Genomic DNA, 21,985 nt, shown 5'->3' on the forward strand with positions numbered 1-21,985 from the left:
AACTATTGCAACTCATTTTCCTGTTTATTATGTTAATAGTGTTTAGGTAACATACTACCTCAATCGGCAAAAATACAAAAAAATATAATTAGAGCAACAATGTTTAGTGATTATTTTCTTTATTTTTAGGATTATTACCTTAATATAGTCTGTTATTTTAGGTTTATAGACAGTATTTCTAAAAGAGATTTTACAGTAGGAATCGGAGGGAGGATTATATTTTCAGTTTGGTTTTTTAATCTGTTTTTTACGGCTTCGGCGGTAGTTTTACCTATACAAAATATCTGTTGTTCAGCGGTAAGGGTATTGCGCGAGCAGTAGCTTTCTACTCCCGACGGACTGTAAAAGAGAATAGCACTTGCGTTCTCTTTTATCTCAATAGGAGTATATTCAGTTTTATAAGCGGTGATTTCTTTTACTTTTAAATTGTTTTCAACAAAGAAGTTGGGGAGAGTATTAAGGCGTTGAGTACCTGTAAAGAATGCGATAGAGGTAAGTTTTTTTAAGGAAGTTAAGTTTTGCTGTAAATATTGAACCAAATCAGAGGCATAGTGGGCAAAATGCAATACATTAAAACCGTTTTGAGTGAGTAGTTGTTGAGTTTGCTCACCTACACAAAGAACTGGAGTCTCTTTTAAGATAGTTACCAAAGGGTGTTGTGATAGGCTCTTCACTGCATTTTGACTGGTAACAATGAGCAAGTCGTAGGGCGGTGTGAGGCTCATTGTTATAGGACTTACGGTGATAAAGTTGTGTTCGATGAGGTGTATAGGAAGAACTGAAAGGATTGCTTTCTGTTCTTGGGATAAGACTTTTGTAGAGACGATGGTTTTCATATTTGTTATTTAATAAAAAAACTCGGTGAGTATTGCTACGCACCGAGTTTGGTAAAGTTAAAGAGGGGTTCCTTCGTTGGTTTTGAAGCGATACTCTAAATAAGTATAGGCATCGCGCGGTAGGATTTTTATCCATCGCTTGTATTTCAAGAACCACTTGAAACGGATAGAGCTAAATAGCCCTTTGGTTAAATAAGCAGCTATGAAAGGGTGTGCATTTAGCACGATGCGTCCTTTATAGGCTTCCTCCTTAATAATGCTTTCAAGTTCTATATTGATTTTATCAATTAGAACGATAGGCGCTTCGATTTCGCCTTCTTTGCTTGGATTCTCTTCTTTTGTTTTGATGTTTAGTTCTTGGCGCACTCGCTGGCGTGTGATTTGTATCAGACCGAACTTGCTAGGAGGCAAGATTTTGTGTTTAGCACGGTCTTCGGCCATTTCATTGCGCAAGTGATCGAATAATACACGGCGGTTTTCGCTATTGCCCATATCGATAAAATCGACGACGATGATACCACCCATATCGCGCAATCGGAGTTGTCGTGCGATTTCAGTAGCAGCGATGAGGTTTACGGATAGAGCGGTGGTTTCTTGGTCGTTATTTTTATTGGAATGGTTGCCACTGTTTACGTCTATCACGTGTAAGGCTTCGGTGTGTTCTATTACGAGGTAAGCTCCTTTTGGCATCGATACGGTGCGACCGAAAGCCGTTTTGATTTGTCGTTCGATATGGAACTTTTCGAATATAGGCACTGATGAGTGATAGAGTTTTACGATATTCTCTTTCTCAGGAGCAATTTCTTGTACGTATTTTTTTATCTGTTCATAGAGTTGCTCATTATCTACGTGAATACCTGTAAAGGAATCGTTGAACATATCGCGGAGGATAGCCCCCGTTTTGTTCACTTCACTCATTACCTTAGAGGGAAAAACCGCTTTTTGAATTTTTCGGCACATCAAAACCCAACGATTGAAGAGACTTTGCAAATCCTTGTCGAGTTCCGCTACTTTTTTACCTTCGGCTACGGTGCGTACAATCACACCAAAACCTTTGGGTTTAATGCCTTGCAAGAGTTTACGCAAGCGTTCTTTCTCGGCTTTACCTTCTATTTTCTGAGAGATAGAAATGCGGTCAGAAAAGGGAACCAGCACGAGGTAACGACCTGCGATAGAGAGTTCAGAGCTGATACGAGGACCTTTGGTGGAGATAGGTTCTTTTACTATCTGTACCAGTATAGGTTGATTAGGTTTAAGTGTTTCGGCTACAGAACCATTTTTATCGATATCGGGTTCTAAGGGAAAATCTTTAAGAGAAAAGTCTTTTAGTTTTCCAGAGATTACCCATTTAAGGAACTTCAGTAGAGAAGCTAATTGGGGGCCTAAGTCGTGATAATGCAAGAAGGCGTCTTTTTCGTGACCTACGTTTACAAAAGCTGCATTGAGCCCTTGTATAGGTTTGCGCACCTTAGCGAGCATTATATCTCCTACTCCTAAGCCGTTAGTATCTTCTTCTTTATGAAGTTCGATGAGCCTACCGTCTCTGAGCAAAGCAAAATCTACGTAAGAGGAACCAGAACGAATGATTAATTCTTTGTCCACTTTGTTGGATTTTAGTTAAACAATACTACTTTAAAGAGAAAAAGTAGTTAAAAACTACTTTTTCTTTTTGTGGCGATTAGCTCTCGCTCTTTTTTTGCGTTTGTGGTTAGCCACTTTATGTCTTTTTCTTTTTTTTCCGCTTGGCATAACTTAATTATTTAATATATTGTGATTTATTAATACAATGTTATTTTTTCGCTTTTTTATCAGTTTTAGCTACTTTTACCTTAGCTTTAACTCCTTCAACGAATACTTTTGCAGGTTTAAAGGCAGGAATGTTATGAGCGGGAATTTTCAAAGTGGTATTCTTAGAGATGTTACGTCCAGTTTTTTCAGCTCTAGTTTTGATAATAAAGCTACCGAAGCCTCTAAGATATACGTTTTGACCACTTTCTAATGTGTTGATTACTTCGTTCATAAAGTTTTCAACCGTTAGTTGAACGTCGTTTTTATCAAGACCCAACTTGTCGGAAATCTTTGATACAATTTCTGCTTTTGTCATCTTTATATTGTTTTTATTAATAATATTCTCTAAATCCTTTCAGCGTGCAAAGGTACAAATTAATTATTTAATAAACACTATGTTAGAACAACTTTTTTTATTTTTTATTTTTTAATATCTGATAATTAGCTGTTTAAAACACTGTTTTCTAATATTTTACGATTAAAATATACTTTTGTCATATTGTGGTAGATTTTTATGTTACTGATTGAAAATAAGTTTTAATGATTATCTTTTAACTGTAAGCTGGGCTACGTCGTGCCAAAAAGAAGGATAGGATTTGCTTACGACTTCTTTATCAGCTATTTCGAGGTTAGTTTTTAGCATCAAAGGTGTGAAAGCCATTGCCATTCGATGGTCGTTATAGGTAGCAATGCTAATACCAGAGCGCAAGTGTGGGCAAGGTGCTAAATGCAAGCTGTCGTGAGTAATACTTACATCGGCTCCTAACTTTCTCAGTTCGGTTTGTAGCGCTTGAAGGCGGTCGGTTTCTTTGATTTTAAGAGTGTGTAAGCCTGTTAAATGGCACTCTAAGCCCATTGCTACACAAGTAACGGCAATGGTTTGTGCTATATCGGGGGTGGCATTTAGGTTATACTCGAAACGCTTTTGCTGAGGTTCAGCTACTTTTTCAATGGTTAATTCATTACCTTTGAATGAGGAGTGCACTCCAAAAAACTCATAAATAGTTTTCAAGGCACTATCACCTTGCAGGCTATGAGGCTTAAAATAGGACAATGAAAGGGTGGTGCCTATGGGCGATAAGGCGACAAAAGCATACCAATAGGAGGCGGAAGACCAATCGGATTCTACTTCCCAACTGTTATGTAGTAAGTTTTTTCCTTTCATTGTGTTTACCTTTATAGTATTGGCTTTGAACAACACTTGCTCTTGTCCTATGCAATGAGCTAAGAGATTGGTAGTCATTTTTAAATAAGGCAGAGAGGTAACTTCGCCTTCCAAATGCAAGGTGAGTCCATTAGGCAAAGCAGGAGCAATAAGCAATAAAGCTGAACTGTACTGACTGCTGACGTTGCCTTGGATATGTACTTCGTTGTTAGTAAGCTTTTTGCCTCTTATATATATAGGTGGAAATCCTTCTTTTTCAGTATATGTAATATCGGCACCTAACTGTTGTAATGCATTTACTAATAGGTTTATGGGTCTTTCTTTCATTCGGGGAGAACCTGTGAGGAGCACTTCTTTGCCCTGTTGTATTGCGAAATAAGCGGTGAGAAAGCGCATTGCAGTACCTGAGTGATGAATGTCTACAACTTCTGTATGAGAGGTAAGAGCTTGTTGTAGCAGTAGGGTATCATCGGCAGTGGAGAGGTTTTGCACAGTGAGTTCAGGAAAGAGCGCTTGTAATATAAGCGCTCTGTTGCTTTCGGACTTGGAGCCTGAGAGCAACAAATGTTTTCCTGACTGTAATGTGGAATGAGGTAATTGTATGTTCATAAGGTAAAAGGTAAAAGGTGAATGGTAAAAGGTGAATGGTAAAAGGTGAATGGTAAAAGGTGAATGGTAAAAGGTGAATGGTAAAAGGTGAATGGTAAAAGGTAAAAGGTTAATGGGTGATAGGTGTTTAATAGGGTGCAAAGGTAGGGAATAATGCTGATAAAACCAAAAATGCCAAAAATACTGATAATGCCAATAATACTGATAATTAACTTTGACAAAGGTGCGAGCCGCACAGGCAGTCGTAGCACGACGGGCTATTAACTTTGCCAAAGTTTGAGATGAAAAAGCGATGTGTTAGGGCTGTTAGGGGAATTCGGAAGGAAACGGAAAGGTTCAAAAGAGGGTTAAGAGAGATTTTGGTGAAAAAAGGGTGAAAGGAGGGTGGGATTAGCTTATAGAGAGCTTATAGGAAGCTTATACGAATCTTGGACGATTGGTATAGAAAGGGTATATAAATAGTTGATTCATAATATCATACAACAATGCAAAAAACGGTAAAAAGAGGGTTTCGAGGCGAAAGAAAGAGAAATTAATGACGAGGGACGAATGACGAATGACGAAGGTAATGTGGTGAAAATATCTCCCTTCTCACATATCCAGCTATTGCTGGCTATCTTGAAAGGGGGGAATGTGGCGAGTTATTTATTTGGTAAGCCCCCCGAACCCCCGAAGGGGGACAAGCTGGAAAAGGAGATAAACCTCCCCCCTTTACACATACCCAGCTTTCGCGGGGCATATACCCAGCTATTGCTGGCTATCTTCAAAAGGGGAAATGTGGTGACGGGAAAGCGAAAGAAACCTCCCCCTAGCCCCCTCCAAAGGGGGAAGGTAGCGACAGGAAAGTGAAGAAAAGACGAATAGCGAGGGACGAATGGTGGAGGTAATGTGAGGGTGTAGTACGACGGGTAGAGACGAGCTGCACGGGCAGTTAGTAGTGAATTGATAGAAGGGTAGTGGAGAAAATAGTTCTTTTGTATACTCAGATTTGTCGGGTAAGTAGCACTTGTGAGATGAATTTGATGGTTGAATTGAGGTTAAGATGAAAATAAGATGAAGAGAAGGGGAGGAGATGGTATTGTATAGGAGGGGTTGGACTGAGGAACGATAGTGTGTAAAAGGTTACATATTTACACATTTTGTGTATAACTACACACTTTGTACACAGGTTACGCACGGGATACTAACAAGTTATTAACAGGTTGTTAATAACTTATTATATTGATAATAAGTGTTTTAATGTAGTTATGAACAGATTTTCGGTATTTTGGCACGGAATTTTCTATATAGTAGGCGTAAGTTGATAAAACTTATTGTGCATAGTAATAAAATAAATGATTTGTCACAAACAGAAAATGGTTAAAAATTAAATTACTGAAAAAATTGCTAAAAGAAACATTGTTAGATAAGAATCATTAAACAAAACTGTTGTTAAAAATTAAATTTCATTTCATTGTGTTGTTGGGAAACAACTTTTATATTAAGAACATTGCTAAAATTTTAATTGTTTAAACACAATCATTTATTAAACTATTTTAAGACATTCCTTTAAGTTTAGCCAAGCTAGCTTAAAGTACTAACAAATATTGGGAGTTAGTAGTAGTATTTATATTATATGCATTGAAGAAAGACTTTCTTGAAAAAAGAAAGTCTTTTTTTATTAATATAGTATGTTTATTAGAAAAGTTTTGTATATTTGCAAAATTTTTGTCCTGTTTTAAAGAGCGTTTTTTTAACGCACAAAGCTGATGTTCATATTTTTATCATATGATGATAAGTGAGGTAACGGCTAAAAACAGTATATTTTTTAATTTAAAAAGACATATATAAAGTATGAAGAATCCAATTCTTTTAGTAGAAGATGATGTAGTTTTTTCCAAAATGTTAGGTAAATTTTTGGAGCGCAATGGATATGAAGTAGTAAGATGTTATAATTTAGAAGAAGCGGAGAAAAGCCTAAATGCATCGCTAAGTTTAGTATTCACTGATTTACGTTTGCCCGATGGTGACGGTATCAATTTCTTGAAAAAGGTGAAAGAAGTATATCCAGATTTGCCTGTAGTGGTAATGACCAGCTATGCGGAAGTATCGACTGCGGTAGAGGCAATGAAATTGGGTGCTTTTGATTATATATCGAAACCGTTCCAACAAGAGGACGTACTGAATGTTATTAAGAATGCGCAAAGCAGTACGCGTACGGCTTCGTTACCTAAGAAGGAAAATGTGAAGGCGGACAACAGCCCTGGCAAAGCTGCTCAGCCTGTTGTTACGAACGAAAATTCATATATAGAAGGTGTAAGTGCCGCTTCTAAAAAGCTGAATAAGTTTATCAGTTTGGTAGCCCCTACGGATATGTCGGTACTCATTACTGGTGAAAGTGGTACGGGTAAGGAAGTGATAGCCAAATCTATTCACTTGAAAAGTGAGCGTCGTAACAAGCCTTTTATTGCGGTGGACTGCGGTGCCATTCCTAAAGAAATTGCATCGAGTGAGTTCTTCGGTCACGTAAAGGGTTCGTTTACGGGAGCAATTACCGATAAAAAAGGACACTTTGAAGAGGCAAATGGTGGTACTATTTTCCTTGATGAGGTAGGAAACCTAAGCTATGACAACCAAATACAGTTGCTACGTGCCCTACAAGAGCGCCGTATTAAACCTATTGGTAGTTCTAAGGAAATAGAAGTTGATATTCGTGTATTGGCAGCTACCAACGAAGATTTATTGGCAGCAGTAGGAAAAGGAGAGTTTCGCGAAGACCTTTATCACCGATTGAACGAGTTTTCGATAAAAGTACCTTCGCTAAGTGAGCGCAAGGACGACTTGATGATATTTGCTTCATACTTCTTGGAAAAAGCAAATGAAAAGCTACATAAGAACGTACAAGGGTTTACTGAAAAGGCGGTACAAAAGATGCTTTTATACACTTGGGGAGGTAATTTGCGCGAACTATCGAACACGGTGAAACGCGCTGCCCTACTCACACAAGGTGATTATATTACCGAAAATGAGTTGCCAGAGCCTGTAATTACTGAAACACGCCATTTCCCTACAGAGCGTTTTTCTTTTTCAACCAAAGAAAACGAGCGTGAACTCATTATTAGTGCGCTACACGAGACCCATAATAATAAAACAGAAGCAGCTAAGCTGTTAGGCTTTACACGTAAAACACTTTACAACAAACTTAAAGCCTATAATATAGACGAATTTTAATAGGTAAAGGGTAAGAGGTAACAAGGTAAAAGGCAAGTAAAACGCCTCTTATCTGTTATTTCTTACCTTTTACTTTTTATCTTAAAAAATGAGAAAGACTTATTTACTAATTACTTTTTTTTACTTATCACTATTTACTACACTTGCCCAAAATAAATCTCCTTTAACAACTACCGATACCCAAGCACAACAGCAGTGGGTGAACGACACCTATAACAAAATGACCCTTGATGAAAAGATTGGGCAACTGTTTATGGTATCGGTGTTTTCAAGCCATATAGGCACAAAAAAAGCCGATGAGGTAAAAGACTTCATAAAGAAATACTACATTGGAGGAATTATCTTCTCCAAAGGAGGACCGAAGCGTCAGGCAAAGCTCACCAATGAATACCAAGCACTCTCTAAAATTCCGCTTTTTATGGCAATGGATGCCGAGTGGGGATTGGCGATGCGCCTAGACTCTACTTATGCTTACCCGTGGAATATGACCCTTGGGGCTATCAAAGATAACTACCTTGTAGAACGTACCGGTAGACGCATAGGGTTGCACTGCAAACAATTGGGTATGCAGTTTAACTTTGCTCCTGATATTGATATTAATACAAATCCGAATAACCCTATTATAGGAAATCGTTCGTTTGGCGAAGATAAGGAGAATGTAACCCAAAAAGGGCTTGCTTTTACTCGCGGAATGCAATCAGTAGGGGTGTTGGGCAGTGCTAAACACTTTCCTGGTCACGGCGATACTTCTAAAGATTCTCATAAAACTTTACCGCTTATATCTTTCCCGGCTAACCGTATTGACGAGGTAGAACTTTATCCTTTTAAGGCCCTCATTAGAGAAGGAGTAGCCAGCATAATGGTAGGGCACCTTAATATTCCTTCCTTAGAACCTAAAACAGGGCTACCTTCTTCGTTATCAAGTGCTATTATCACCGATTTACTCAAAAAGAGATTAGGTTATCAAGGGCTTATCTTTACCGATGCACTTGGTATGAAAGGGGTATCGGAATACTTGCCCGTAGGCGAAGTGGAAGTAGAAGCCTTCTTGGCGGGTAACGATATTTTGCTGATGCCAGCTAATGTAGCTAAGGGTTTTGAGGCAATGAAGAAAGCGTACCAGAACAAACGCATCAGTGAGGAACGCTTGGCACATTCAGTAAAGAAAATACTAATGGCTAAATACAAAGTGGGGCTCACATCTTTTAAACAGTTAGACGAAAGCACTGTAACCTCGACTTTGCACACGGTAGAAGATGATTTGCTCACTGAGGAACTGTTTGAAAATGCGATTACGGTAGGGCAAAACAAGGAAAATATACTGCCTATAAAAGACTTGGACAAGCGAAAAATAGCCTATGTGAAGTTTGGTAACGATAGTGGTTGGGCGTTTTATTCCACCTTACGCAAATACGCAGAGACTGTGCTTATTGAGCCTAAGAATGAGGCACAGCTATATGAAGCAGTTGAACCTTTTGACACGATTATCATCGGGTTGCACAAACCAGATAAGACCCCTTGGGACGCATACAAGTTTACAGAGAACGAACTGAAATGGTTAGACCATATTGCTAAGAAAAAAAAGGTAATCCTCGCAGTGTTTACTCGCCCCTATGCGATGCTTGACGTGAAAAATATAGCTCCTATTAAAGCTATTGTATTTGCTTACCAAAATAACAAAGTAGCCCAAGAGAAAGCCGCTCAGCTCATTTTTGGTGCTATTGAGGGCAAAGGAGTTTTGCCTGTAACAGCACACCCTAACTTACCCGTAGGCACTTCGATTGCTACTCCCAGAATAGGACGCTTAGCTTACGGCTTACCTGAAAGCGTGGGACTCAATTCTCTTAAACTAAAAGAGATAGACAGCATTGCTCTTGATGCTGTAGCACAAAAGATGACACCCGGTATGCAAGTATTGGTTGCCAAAAGAGGAAAAGTAGTTTACCGCAAGAATTTTGGTACTTTAGATTACAATCCAGCCAATAAAGTGACTGACAATACTATTTACGACCTCGCTTCGCTTACTAAGATATTGGCTACTCTCCCGGAACTGATGCGCCTTTATGTGCGTGGAGATTTCAAACCCGTAGATACTTTTGAGGATTTGCTACCAAAACTCAAACATACAAACAAGGGAGATTTGGTAATGAAAGATGTACTCTCGCACTATGCTCAGTTCCAGTCGTGGATTCCTTTTTACCGAAAAACCTTAGATCTTGATAGGAAACCCTCGCCTGAGTATTACAGCACTACCAAAAGTGATTCTTTCCCTACTGAGGTAGCCAAAGACTTATATCTTAGAGAAGGGTATGCTGACAGTATTTATAAAACAATTGACGAGAGTGAACTTATCAAAGATAAAAAGTACTTATATAGCGACCTCCCTTATTATTATTTTAAGAAGTACATAGAAAAAAAAAACAAGAAGCCCCTACAAGAAATCGTTCAGAAGCATTTTTATAGAGGTTTAGGAGCCTACCAGCTTACTTTTCTTCCTTTGCAACGCTTCTCTCCTGTAAATATTGCACCTGCCGAAGATGAAAAGACTTTTCGTTCTCAGGAGCTTCGTGGGTACGTACACGATCAAGGAGCAGCCCTTTTAGGAGGGGTTGGTGGGCACGCAGGACTTTTTGGAACTGCCGACGATGTAGCCAAAGTGATGCAAATGTACCTCCAACAAGGGTATTACGGTGGTACGTGGTTCTTGCAACCTCAGGCTATAAAAATATTCAACACTTGTAATTACTGTCCAGAAGGCAACCGTCGAGGTTTAGGATTCGATAAGCCACAGTTAGGCAAATCAGGTCCTACCTGCGGTTGTGTGCCAATGAATAGCTTTGGACATACCGGTTTTACGGGCACTTTTGCGTGGGCTGACCCTACTAATGAAATAGTAGTAGTTATCCTCTCGAACCGCACTTATCCCTCTTCTGACAATAAACTTTTAGTAAACCGATTGGTGCGCCAAAAGATACAAGGAGTGGTGTACCAAGCTCTATCTACGAATAAAAACTTTTAAAAAGATTTGGTATATAACGAGAAGTTTTAGTACATTTGCGCCACGTTAATTTTTAAAATAAAATTTATTATATGGAAGCGTGGATTATTGCCATTTTTTTCATTGGCTATCTTTGTATTACTACCGAACACCAAATAAAGGTAGACAAAACCATTTCAGCCTTAGCTATGGCTGTCATCTGTTGGACACTCTTAAAAGTTTCTAACATCGATGTAATGGAAGTTATGAACGGTGTATTAGTACCGGCTAACCCTGCCGATAATGCTACTGCTATCGACAAAGCTTTACAACATCACTTAGCTGAAACTTCCGAAATACTCTTCTTCTTAATCGGTGCAATGACCATAGTAGAAATCATTGATATGCACCGTGGGTTTGAAATCATCAAGCGATTGATTCGTACCAAAAGTAAAGTAAAACTCCTTTGGATTATAGGTGTTATTGGTTTCTTCCTATCTGCAATTATCGATAACCTTACTACAACTATTATCCTTATCACCATTCTGCGCAAGATTATTCCAGAACAAAAAGAACGTATATGGTACGCTTCTCTCATTGTAATTGCGGCTAATGCAGGAGGTGCTTGGTCACCTATAGGCGACGTAACTACTACTATGCTTTGGGTGAAAGGCAAAGTAACTGCCGCTAAATTAGTAGAATACGTATTTATTCCTGCTACTGTATGCTTGATAGTACCTTTGTTAGTTGCTTCATTTTTACCTGTATTCAAAGGAAAGATAGACACTTCAAACAGCGAAGAGAGTATTACTTACAAGAGCAGTATGCCTGTGTTGGTAATAGGCTTTATCTCTATTATCTTTGTGCCTATTTTTAAATCGATTACACACTTACCTCCTTATATAGGGATGCTTTTTTCATTGGCTACTATGTGGTTTATTTCTGAAAAATTAAAACCTATTAGAGAACTTTCATCAACTGATAAGGATAAATTCAGTATTCACCGTGCGATGAGCCGTATCGAGTTTTCGAGCATACTATTCTTTTTAGGAATCCTCTTGGCGGTGGCTTCATTGCAAACTATCGGTACGCTTTTCAACTTTGCACAAACATTGAATGAGACTATCCCAAGTACAAACATAGTGATTTTGCTCTTAGGTTTCGCCTCTGCTATAATAGACAACGTACCATTAGTAGCTGCCAGTATGGGTATGTTCCAAGAACCTATGGATAGTGGTATTTGGCACTACATTGCCTATGCGGCTGGTACAGGAGGTAGTTTGCTTATCATCGGGTCGGCTGCCGGAGTAGTAGCTATGGGTATGGAGAAGATTAATTTCTTTTGGTATGTGAAAAACATCTTATGGATAGCCCTTTTAGGTTTTGTGTTAGGCTATCTTACTTTAGTAGCTTTTGAAGCTCTACACCTTTTTGGATAACATAAAACGATACATCATATAGGAAAGGCTGCTTAAAGAATTATATTTAGGCAGCCTTTTTTATAGGTGAGCGTCAGCATAGTTACTTCTTAGTCTCTCTCTTTGTGTATTACGGATGTTGTATAGAGAATATAAAAGTACTTCAATGCACAGTGTTCACATTTAAAAATAACTTAGTATCTTTGCTAGCAAAAACACACTATGAAGAATTGTTTTACAGAATAAATAGGATTGTAAGGGAGAAGACTCTTAAAACTTTAAATATGAACGTCGTGTTTATTTGCGAATACTATTGTGTAAGTCAAAAAAACGCCGTACTTTTGCACCCTAAAAGTATTCCAATTAATCACTAGCCACTAACCATTTATCATTAAGCGTTAATCATTAAAAAAGATGTTATCAGAACAAGAAATCATTCGTAGAGAAAAACTTTCTAAATTGAAAGAATTGGGGATAAACCCTTATCCCGCTCCATTATACTCGGTTGATACTACCTCTAAGGACGTAGCCAACCATTATGAAGAAGGTAAACAAGTGGTTGTAGCCGGTAGATTAATGTCGTTGCGTGTACAAGGAAAAGCCTCGTTTGCTACTTTGCAGGATAGTGAAGGCACGATGCAATTGTACTTCAACCGCGATGAGATGTGCCCTACTGATGATAAAACGCTTTACAACGAGGTGTTCAAAAAGTTATTGGATTTAGGTGATTTTATAGGTGCTGAAGGAACGCTCTTCATTACTAAAATGGGTGAGAAAACCGTGTTGGTGAAGAACTTTACGATACTTTCAAAAGTATTGCGTCCGCTACCTATGCCTAAGGTAGATGCTGATGGTAAAGTACACGATGCCTTCACCGATCCTGAACAACGCTATCGTATGCGCTATGTAGATTTGGTAGTAAATCCACAAGTGAAAGAAGTGTTTATCAAGCGCACTAAACTCTTCAATGCTATGCGTCAGTTTTTTAACGATGCAGGGTATTTGGAAGTAGAGACGCCTATACTACAAGCTATACCAGGGGGAGCTAGTGCACGCCCGTTTATCACCCATCACAATGCGTTGGACATTCCGCTGTATATGCGTATTGCCAATGAACTTTACTTAAAACGTCTTATTGTAGGAGGTTTTGACGGGGTGTATGAGTTTTCTAAGAACTTCCGTAACGAGGGTATGGATAGAACTCACAACCCTGAGTTTACGGCTATGGAAATTTATGTGGCTTACAAAGATTATCACTGGATGATGGACTTCACTGAACGCTTAATCGAACATTGCGCTATAGCCGTGAATGGTACTACTAAGGCGACCTTTGGTAAACATACAGTAGATTTCAAAGCTCCTTATCCACGCCTTACGATGACTGATGCTATTAAACACTTCACAGGCTTTGACATCACTGGGAAGACAGAAGACGAATTGAGAGCCTTTGCACAGTCTATCGGTATTGCGGTAGACGAGGCGATGGGCAAGGGCAAACTGATAGATGAGATATTTGGTGAGAAATGTGAAGGTAACTTCATTCAGCCTACTTTCATCACCGATTACCCGAAAGAGATGTCGCCACTGACCAAAGAGCACCGCGACAATCCCGACCTTACTGAACGTTTTGAGTTAATGGTATGCGGTAAGGAGATTGCCAATGCTTATTCGGAATTGAACGACCCTATTGACCAACGTGAGCGCTTTGAAGAACAATTGCGACTCTCAGAAAAAGGCGACGACGAAGCGATGTTCATTGACCAAGATTTCTTGCGTGCTCTTGAATACGGTATGCCACCTACCTCAGGTTTGGGTATCGGTATGGACAGACTCGTAATGTTCCTTACCAACAATGAGAGTATACAAGAAGTATTGTTTTTCCCACAAATGCGTCCTGAGAAGAAAGAAGTAGAGCTTTCGGAAGACGAGAAAGTAGTGTTTGAGCTTTTGAAGACCTCAGAGAGACTGCTTTTAGATGCTCTCAAAACACAAACAGCATTTTCTAACAAGAAATGGGATAAAGCCATTAAAGGTCTTACTAGTAAGAAAGTAGCAAAGGTAGTAAAAGAAGGAGAAGAACTGTTTGTGGAATTAGCAAATTAGCAAAATTGAAAATTAGTAAATTATAGACTTTGTCAGAGTCCTTGGACTCTGACAAAGTTTTTTATTGCCCATTAAGCTTTAATAAAATTATTTATTGCTTTTGTAAAAGCCAAAGAAAGCGATGTAACTATAGCAAACTACTAAGGTGAGGAATGCTAAGCGAAAACCTATATAATCAGTAAGAGAACCGTACAGAATAGGCAAGAGTCCGCCACCGACAATCATCGTACAAAGGATACCTGAAGCTTGAGTTTTGAGTTCGTCTATCCCTTCACAAGCAAGCGCAAAGATAGTGGGAAACATCATAGAGTTGAAGAGGCCGATACTTAATAAAGTCCACATTGAGAGCAAACCACCGGTATTGATAGAAAACAAAATAAGAGAGATGGCAACTATAGCAAAAGCAATGAGAACTTTGGCGGGAGCAATCCACTTGATGAGATAAACACTGATAAAGCGCCCTAACATAGCACCTCCCCAGTAGAAAGTGAGAAAAACAGCTATAACAGCCTTGGGGTCGGCTGAGGTTAGATGAGGTTTCCCCGCCAATGAGCCAAGCGTTTCTACAATAAAGCACATAAAAGGGCTCTCTAAAATATCCTTAGTGATGTTCATATTGATGAAGTAGTTTACTGCATAACTTCCTATCACTACTTCAGCACCTACATACAAGAAGATACCTATAGCCCCCAACAGTAAGGGAGTTTTCTTGAGAAGATTCCAATAACTGTCTTTATTTACTTCTTCTTTTATTCTATAAGCATAAGGCAATTTAACTACTGCAAAAACAAATGCTAAAGCAAGTGCCCATAAGGCTATGTACAAAAAAGGTAATTGTATTGAAAAGGCTTCTTCACGGAAATAAATAAGCTTATCTGTAGTGTCTAAGGCTTCTATTTCAGCTTCTTTTTTTATTTCGTTGCTCAGTAAGTAAGTGGCTCCAAATATAGGAGCAATAGTAGTGCCTATGGCGTTGAAAGCTTGAGAGAAAGTGAGCCGGCGAGGTGTAGTGGCTTCGTCGCCTAAAATCACTATATAAGAGTTCATAGCTACTTGTAGGAAAGTAACGCCACAGCCTAATACGAAGATAGCAGTTAAAAATACCCAATATAAACGTTCTCCAGCAGCAGGATAGAAGAGCAAAGCACCTAAGGAGATGAGCAAAAGACCTAAGATAATACCCCGCTGGTAGCCTATTTTAGTGAGAATAAAACCTGCAGGGATAGAAAAAAATAAGTAAGACAAGAAGAAAGATAGAAGAATATAGGCTGCATCGGAATAATGCAACTGAAACACATCACGAAGATGAGGTAATAAAAGCTGTATGAGCACTGTTAAACCTCCAAAAAGTAAGAATAAAAGTGCTACCAGAACAAAGGCTTGAGTATGTTTCTTTTGTCTATTCATTGCTGTATGAGCTCGGTTTAGAGCGCAAATCTACTACAAAAGATTAAAAAATAGTTAAAATTTAACACTTTATTTTTGTTGTATATATAACTTAAAGCGTACAACATACTTGTACTTAGTACTTTATGTGTAGGTAGACTCCTTGTTAATAAATATGTTAGAAAATATTTTAGCAAATCTGTTGGGGGATATCAAAAAAGTTAGTAACTTTGCTCCGAATAAAATAGTACTACTTAGCTCACTACTGACCATAACCATTCGTAACTAATTTAACTAATATAATGAAAAGCTGGTTTTTAAATGTAGCCGTACTTTTTCTCACATCAATGCTTTACTCTCAGCAAGGAGTTATTACAGGTGAAGTAATTGATGGTGATTACAACGCTCCGTTAATGGGAGCAAATGTTTTGGTTAAAGGGACTACCAAAGGAGCTTCTACTGATATGGACGGTAAGTATTCCTTGAATGTAGACTCACCTACTGGAACCTTAGAGTTCTCTTATCTTGGATATGTTACCAAGACAGTTTCGTATAAACTTGTGAATGGTAAGGCGCACGTGCGAATTATCCTTACAAGCGACCAACAAACCCTAGGAGAGGTAATTGTAACAGGTAAAAGCACCTTGTTAGACATTGCACAAGAACGTAAAACACCTGTGGCGGTATCTACTATTCAAGCTACCGAAATTATAGAAAAATTAGGTACACGAGAACTTCCTGAAGTACTCAATAGAACGCCTTCTGTCTACGCCACCAAAGGTGGTGGAGGCTTTGGTGATTCTAAAATCAATATTCGAGGCTTTGACAGTAGGAATGTGGCTGTAATGGTTAATGGTATGCCTGTAAACGATATGGAAGGTGGTACCGTATACTTCAGTAACTGGACTGGGCTTTCAGATGTAACTTCCGCGATGCAGGTACAACGTGGGCTCGGTGCATCTAAGTTGGCGATTGCATCAGTAGGTGGTACAATGAACTTTATTTTGCGTGCTTCCGATATGCGAGAAGGAGGGAATATATCTTTTAACTATGGTACTAATCAAGAATATAAAGGTACGGTTTCTTACAATACAGGAAAGAGTCTTACTGGTTGGTCGGCTTCTGTGTTATTCAGCAAAAATGCAGGACGTAAATATGTAGATGGTACTCAGTTTGATGGCTATAGCTACTATTTTGCGTTAGGTTATGAACCTTCTAAAAAACATAGTTTCCAATTTACCTTCACAGGGGCTCCACAATGGCATAACCAACGTAATATAAGTCCGCTAATTTCTGATTATCAGAAATATGGTTCAGAAGACAAACCCAACCGTCGCTATAATTCAGATTGGGGATACTTAAATGGTGAAGAACACACCATTAAGAAAAATGTTTATCACAAACCAGTAGCAATGCTCAATTGGGATTGGAATATCAATGAAAGTACTTCCCTTAGTACTGTAGTATATGCATCATTAGGACGTGGTATGGGAACAAGTTCATCGGGGGTGGCACATTCAATCTCTTCGAAAACTACTGCTAGTGGTACAACCACTTATTCACTTCAGAAAAACTATTTAAATTCTTTCCGTAAAGATGATGGACAGATAGATTTCGATAAAGTGGTGCGTTATAACAACGGAGAGACAGTAGATGATTTACTCCCTATGCAACACCCAAGAGAAGCAGGAAAGAACGTAACAATTGCTAATCCAGGTGGAGGTCGAGCTTTTACAGGTTATGGTGAAGGTTTTACCTTAAATGGCTCAGTAAACTCACACGACTGGTATGGTATCCTTACCAACCTGCAACACCAGATTAATGATCACTTCACTATTAATATGGGGCTTGATGGTCGTTATTACTATGGATATCACTACCAAGTAGTAACTGATTTGTTGGGTAACGATAGTTATACTGATAATACACGAAATAACAACAAGAATTTGGCAACCCCTACCGTAATTCGTTCTGCGGTATCTACTAAGCCCTCTTGGAATCCTTTCCAGAAAGTAGAACCTCTTGAAAATCGTATAGGTTATAGTAGTGAAGGGGAAGTGAAATGGATGGGACTTTTTTCACAGTTAGAATACTCCGACGATCATTTTTCAGCTTTCTTACAAGGTTCTACCTCTATGCAGTCGTACCAACGTATTGATAACTTTTTGAAAGATGGAGTTTCACGCGCCATAAGTACAAATCCTAATTCGGTAATGTATACTAAAACAGGTTTTAAAAACTTGATAGGTTATAATATCAAAGGAGGAGTGAATTATAATATCAACGAACAGCATAATGTGTATGCTAACATAGGATATTATTCTAAGCAACCTTTCTTCAACGCTGTATATCCTAACAATCTAAACTATTTAAACCCTTCGCTTACCAATGAAAAGATATTTGGAGTAGAAGCTGGATATGGTTTTAAATCTAAGTTCTTCAGTGGTAATTTAAACCTTTATCACACTACTTGGAAAGATAGATTCCTTCGTCAAACTTACACTTTCGGAAGTTCTTCAGGAGGACGTGGCAGTAATACAGGCTATGCAAATATTTTGGGTGTTCAAGAAATACACAATGGGGTGGAAGTAGATTTCAAAGCTACTATTACTGATTACTTAAAACTAAATGGTATGTTCTCATTTGGTGACTGGTATTACAAAGGTGATGCTTCAGGGACTCTTTTGAATGAGAATGGTAATGCTATAGACTTACAAGGAAATGAGGTGCCTGTTGGTAGGGCTGCAGAGCTCAAACTATACTTAGATAAAGCAAAGGTAGGACAAACAGCTCAAACAACAGCTTCTTTAGGATTAACTGTACTGCCCGTGAAGAATTTGAATTTTGATATCGATTGGCGCTATATAGATAACCTATATGCTAATTTGAATATTGGTACTTTTTCTGAAAAAACAGTAGCCGAAAAAGGAGCTATAAAATTACCTGCTTATCATTTGTTTGACCTTTCTGCTTTTTATAGATGGCAACTTACTGATAAGCAACGTCTCACTTTCTCAGCTCACGCCTATAACCTATTAGATACTTATTACATCGCTGAATCATATACAAGCATTCACACCACTGATAGTAGTAAAACTTACCAAGGTATCGATGTAAGAAACCAAGTGTACTTTGGCGAAGGTCGTACCTTTAGCTTCGGAGTACGCTACAACTTCTAATAAGTTGAAAAATAAAAGATAAGAACTCAAAAGGCTGTCCTACTCGGGCAGCCTTTTTTAATTAACAAATTAGCAGATTGACAATTTTTTCGTACCTTTGCACCATTCTAAATTATCAATTCTTAATTATTTATTGTAAGATATGTTACGATTCGCAAAAGAATATAAATCTATTTATGAAATCTTTGAGACTTATATGCACTCATCAGACTATGAAGATATTGACTTCGTGTTTGATGTAGTGAACTACTTTCGTCGCAAAAGTAAAAATAAAAAGTCTCCTCTCAATATCGATGAACTCATCACTGAAATCAAACACAAACCCGATAGCATCGCTTTCTTCAAGGAAAAACTCCATAATGTATTTGCTAATAAACAAAAAGTAATTCTTTTTACTGATGCTGGTCTGCTGAACAGTGTTTCTTTCTTCAAAGAATTGCGTCGTCGTATCAGTCGTCAGCTTTTGCCCGACCAGCCTTCGGAAGAGAATATACAATACGTACTCAACCAACTCTTCTACCGTCCTTCCGATGTGAAATGGGTACATCAAATTCCTTTAGATAACTGGAAAGAACTCTTTGAAATTCTTGCTGTATCTACTTTCTATGAGGATAGTGAGAGCAAAACTACTTCCAAGCAAATTCTTTTGGCAATAATGATTCTCTCCCAACGTATGGGAGGGCTCGCCTTGCAAACTGATGTGCGCCGTATGGTGCCTGAATATGCTCACCTCAATAGTCCCTTTATTGCTCTCGACGATGAGCTGAACAATCTTGCACGTACTCTTTCCAAGGAAGATAAGCCTTATTTATATATACAAGACCACGAACTCGATTATAAACAGCTGAATATCCTAGCTGGTCAGTGTGAGGATTTCGTAAACAAAGCTGATGCCAATACTTCTAAATATGGGGTGACGTTCAGTGTGAACCAAACTCTTTTGCTCATTCGTCAGCAAATAAAACGCATCAAGCGACTCTATAACTATCTGTTTATAGAAAAAGAAGCTGATAAATGTGAAAAAACAATTGCCTTCTACTTAGATATGGTGAAAACTAATTCTAAGAAGAACAATATTCGAAAGCTGATAGATGATAGTGTTTATAACATCACCTACGAGATTACGAACTATACCGGCAAGACGGGTGAACACTATATTACTTCTACTACCGGTGAGTACTTCAAGATGCTCAAAACAGCTTTGTGGGGTGGCGTTATCGTAGGGTTTATGTGTTTGGTAAAACTTTATATGTCGATGCAACCCGACCAAAGTGATTTTTTCCGTGCGCTGAACTACAGTTTTAACTACGCTATTGGTTTTGTGCTCATCTACCTCACAGGGTCTACTTTGGCTACCAAGCAACCTGCAATGACGGCTTCTACGATTGCTAAGACTTTAGAGAGCCTCAGCGACAACGATAACAATAAAGAAAAACAGAAACACTACACCGAATTCTCAGCACTCTTTACACGTTTGTTCCGTTCGCAGTTCATCGCCTTTGTAGGCAATGTGTTTGGAGCTTTTCCTGTGTCTATGCTTTTGGCGATAGGAATGAGTTACCTCAGTGGTTACAATATCGCTACTAAAAAAAGTTTACATCTCTTGGAAGACCTGAATATATGGCACACCCCTGTATTTTTGCACGCTTGTATTGCAGGGGTATTTCTGTTCTTATCGGGTATTATAGCAGGCAACGTAGCTAGTGTAAATAACTTTAACAACTTCTATTATCGTCTTTCCGAACACCCCTTTCTTAAAGGCTTCTTTGGTAAAGTACGTATGCAACGCGTTGCTAACTGGATGCAACAAAAATGGCCGAGTGTCGTCTCAAATATTTGGTTTGGAGTCTTTATGGGAAGTGCGTGGGCAATAGGTCATTTCTTCGGTTTGCCCATCGATATACGCCACATCACCTTTGCCAGTGGTAATTTAGCTTATGGCTTGTATGGTATGAATTTTATCATTAGCTTAGAGAATATCCTTTGGTGTATCTTAGGGATAGGCATCATCGGTTTAGGTAACTTTATTGTGAGTTTTGGTCTGTCGCTATGGATAGCCTTGCGTTCTCGTGAAGTACCTGCTTCAGAACTAAAATATTTAGGTCGTTGCGTATGGAGAGCCTTTAAAACACATCCTAGAGCCTTTTTCTTTCCTGTAAAGGAGAAAGAATAAAAGAATATTCAAATGAAACACATCAAAGAAAAATTAGCTGAACGTGAAGCTCATAATGCCTTACGCAGTCTCAAACAACGCCATTTTGCTATTGATTTCTACTCCAATGATTATATAGGATTCAGTACAAATTCTGAGATTACTAAACGCATCTCTCAATTACTCCCTCAGCAAACAGCACCTCACGGGGCTACAGGATCGCGATTGCTTTCGGGTAACTTGCCTATCTTTTCCGAAACCGAAAGCTATATAGCCCATTTTCATAACGCCGAAACAGCTCTTTTGTACAATTCGGGCTATGATGCCAATGTGGGATTCTTCTCCTGTATCGTAGGGCGAGGTGATATTATTTTATACGATAGTTACAGCCACGCTTCTATACGCGACGGTATTTCACTGAGTTTAGCCAACTCCTATAAGTTTAAACATAATGATTTAGACGATTTAGAAAAGCTCTTAAAAAAGTTTGCTTTCCCTGATAAAACGGTGCTCATCGTTACTGAAACAGTTTTTTCAATGGACGGTGATAGTCCTGATTTGGTGCGTTTGGTAACATTAGCAAAGCAGTATGGGGCTTATATAGCGGTAGACGAAGCTCACGCCATAGGAGTATTTGGCAAACACGGCTGTGGATTGGTGCAAGCATTGGGGGTGGAAGAAGAAATTTTTGCCCGCATCGTTACCTTCGGGAAAGGCTTGGGAGCACACGGAGCTGCTGTCTTAGCTTCAAATGAGGTGATACAGTATTTAGTGAACTTTTCACGCTCTTTCATATATACTACTGCTATGAGTCCACATAGTGTGGCAACTATTAGGGCAGGATATGAGACTTTACAGACAACTAAATCAATAGAACAACTGCATCATAATATACAGTATTTTAAAACGCAAATTGCCAAATACAAAATACAGGGTTTTATTCCTTCTGATTCGGCTATTCAAGCCATAGTAGTAGCAGGCAATGAACGAGTGAAAGCACTTGCCAAAGTACTACAAGCCCAAGATATAGGCGTATTACCGATTTTAGCACCCACCGTACCTGCGGGACAAGAACGCCTGAGAATATGCTTGCACAGTTTTAATACCGAACAAGAAATCGAAAAGTTAATGAGCCAATTAGCCAGTTTGTCAATTATCTGAT

The 21,985-nt window shown here is 38.7% G+C and carries 12 protein-coding genes and 1 pseudogene; 8 read left to right on the top strand and 5 right to left on the bottom strand.

All coding sequences use genetic code 11. The features are described 5' to 3' along the window. Positions 1–152 precede the first annotated feature (152 nt). The 4 genes from HMPREF1320_RS10445 to HMPREF1320_RS10460 form a co-directional block, all read right to left on the bottom strand. Complete coding sequence (locus HMPREF1320_RS10445) at positions 153–836, bottom strand: uroporphyrinogen-III synthase (RefSeq protein WP_009751635.1); 684 nt, start codon at positions 834–836, stop codon at positions 153–155. Between the two features lie 57 nt (positions 837–893). Then, positions 894–2,438: a ribonuclease E/G gene (locus tag HMPREF1320_RS10450; RefSeq protein WP_002670818.1), complete on the bottom strand. Its 1,545-nt coding sequence runs from the start codon at positions 2,436–2,438 to the stop codon at positions 894–896. Positions 2,439–2,625: 187 nt separating this feature from the next. After that, positions 2,626–2,940, bottom strand: a complete 315-nt coding sequence (locus HMPREF1320_RS10455) for an HU family DNA-binding protein (RefSeq protein ID WP_002670816.1) — start codon at positions 2,938–2,940, stop codon at positions 2,626–2,628. Between the two features lie 228 nt (positions 2,941–3,168). Further along, a complete protein-coding gene (locus HMPREF1320_RS10460; RefSeq protein ID WP_034554578.1) occupies positions 3,169–4,398 on the bottom strand; it encodes a 3-phosphoshikimate 1-carboxyvinyltransferase in 1,230 nt (409 codons plus the stop codon). A 631-nt stretch (positions 4,399–5,029) separates the two neighbouring features. Here HMPREF1320_RS10460 and HMPREF1320_RS11730 point away from each other — a divergent pair. The 5 genes and pseudogenes from HMPREF1320_RS11730 to lysS all read left to right on the top strand — a co-directional run bounded on the left by HMPREF1320_RS11730 (position 5,030) and on the right by lysS (position 14,106). After that, a pseudogene (locus HMPREF1320_RS11730) lies at positions 5,030–5,247 on the top strand (phosphinothricin acetyltransferase). 984 nt (positions 5,248–6,231) lie between these two features. Further along, complete coding sequence (locus tag HMPREF1320_RS10470; protein WP_002670899.1) at positions 6,232–7,608, top strand: sigma-54-dependent transcriptional regulator; 1,377 nt, start codon at positions 6,232–6,234, stop codon at positions 7,606–7,608. Between the two features lie 88 nt (positions 7,609–7,696). Continuing rightward, the gene (locus HMPREF1320_RS10475) at positions 7,697–10,627 is read left to right on the top strand and encodes a glycoside hydrolase family 3 N-terminal domain-containing protein (protein ID WP_009751612.1); all 2,931 of its coding nucleotides are present in this window, start codon (positions 7,697–7,699) and stop codon (positions 10,625–10,627) included. Positions 10,628–10,698: 71 nt separating this feature from the next. After that, positions 10,699–12,024 carry a sodium:proton antiporter NhaD gene (gene nhaD, locus HMPREF1320_RS10480; RefSeq protein WP_009751637.1) on the top strand — a complete coding sequence of 442 codons (1,326 nt, stop codon included), beginning with the start codon at positions 10,699–10,701 and terminating at the stop codon, positions 12,022–12,024. A gap of 393 nt (positions 12,025–12,417) precedes the next feature. Beyond that, a complete protein-coding gene (gene lysS, locus HMPREF1320_RS10485) occupies positions 12,418–14,106 on the top strand; it encodes a lysine--tRNA ligase (protein ID WP_009751629.1) in 1,689 nt (562 codons plus the stop codon). 87 nt (positions 14,107–14,193) lie between these two features. Here lysS and HMPREF1320_RS10490 read toward each other — a convergent pair whose 3' ends face one another. Further along, positions 14,194–15,513, bottom strand: coding sequence for a sugar MFS transporter (locus HMPREF1320_RS10490; RefSeq protein ID WP_009751631.1), 1,320 nt, complete (start codon positions 15,511–15,513; stop codon positions 14,194–14,196). A gap of 281 nt (positions 15,514–15,794) precedes the next feature. Between HMPREF1320_RS10490 and HMPREF1320_RS10495 the strand changes: the two genes are divergently transcribed. From HMPREF1320_RS10495 to HMPREF1320_RS10505, 3 genes are all read left to right on the top strand, one after another. Further along, positions 15,795–18,671 (top strand): TonB-dependent receptor, encoded by a 2,877-nt coding sequence (locus HMPREF1320_RS10495; RefSeq protein ID WP_009418645.1) that lies wholly within the window; start codon positions 15,795–15,797, stop codon positions 18,669–18,671. Between the two features lie 142 nt (positions 18,672–18,813). After that, complete coding sequence (locus tag HMPREF1320_RS10500) at positions 18,814–20,844, top strand: recombinase (protein WP_034554580.1); 2,031 nt, start codon at positions 18,814–18,816, stop codon at positions 20,842–20,844. 12 nt (positions 20,845–20,856) lie between these two features. After that, a complete protein-coding gene (locus tag HMPREF1320_RS10505) occupies positions 20,857–21,984 on the top strand; it encodes an aminotransferase class I/II-fold pyridoxal phosphate-dependent enzyme (protein WP_009751640.1) in 1,128 nt (375 codons plus the stop codon). The last annotated feature ends 1 nt before the right edge of the window (position 21,985 follow it).

The sequence above is a fragment of the Capnocytophaga sp. oral taxon 335 str. F0486 genome (genome assembly GCF_000277665.1).
Taxonomy (GTDB): domain Bacteria; phylum Bacteroidota; class Bacteroidia; order Flavobacteriales; family Flavobacteriaceae; genus Capnocytophaga; species Capnocytophaga ochracea.

Excerpts from the sequence above, each read along its gene's own strand:
- lysS (WP_009751629.1), top strand. The coding sequence starts at position 12,418 with ATGTTATCAGAACAAGAAATCATTCGTAGAGAAAAACTTTCTAAATTG.
- HMPREF1320_RS10455 (WP_002670816.1), bottom strand. The coding sequence starts at position 2,940 with ATGACAAAAGCAGAAATTGTATCAAAGATTTCCGACAAGTTGGGTCTT.
- HMPREF1320_RS10470 (WP_002670899.1), top strand. The coding sequence starts at position 6,232 with ATGAAGAATCCAATTCTTTTAGTAGAAGATGATGTAGTTTTTTCCAAA.
- HMPREF1320_RS10495 (WP_009418645.1), top strand. The coding sequence starts at position 15,795 with ATGAAAAGCTGGTTTTTAAATGTAGCCGTACTTTTTCTCACATCAATG.
- HMPREF1320_RS10505 (WP_009751640.1), top strand. The coding sequence starts at position 20,857 with ATGAAACACATCAAAGAAAAATTAGCTGAACGTGAAGCTCATAATGCC.
- HMPREF1320_RS10445 (WP_009751635.1), bottom strand. The coding sequence starts at position 836 with ATGAAAACCATCGTCTCTACAAAAGTCTTATCCCAAGAACAGAAAGCA.
- HMPREF1320_RS10475 (WP_009751612.1), top strand. The coding sequence starts at position 7,697 with ATGAGAAAGACTTATTTACTAATTACTTTTTTTTACTTATCACTATTT.
- nhaD (WP_009751637.1), top strand. The coding sequence starts at position 10,699 with ATGGAAGCGTGGATTATTGCCATTTTTTTCATTGGCTATCTTTGTATT.
- HMPREF1320_RS10490 (WP_009751631.1), bottom strand. The coding sequence starts at position 15,513 with ATGAATAGACAAAAGAAACATACTCAAGCCTTTGTTCTGGTAGCACTT.
- HMPREF1320_RS10460 (WP_034554578.1), bottom strand. The coding sequence starts at position 4,398 with ATGAACATACAATTACCTCATTCCACATTACAGTCAGGAAAACATTTG.
- HMPREF1320_RS10500 (WP_034554580.1), top strand. The coding sequence starts at position 18,814 with ATGTTACGATTCGCAAAAGAATATAAATCTATTTATGAAATCTTTGAG.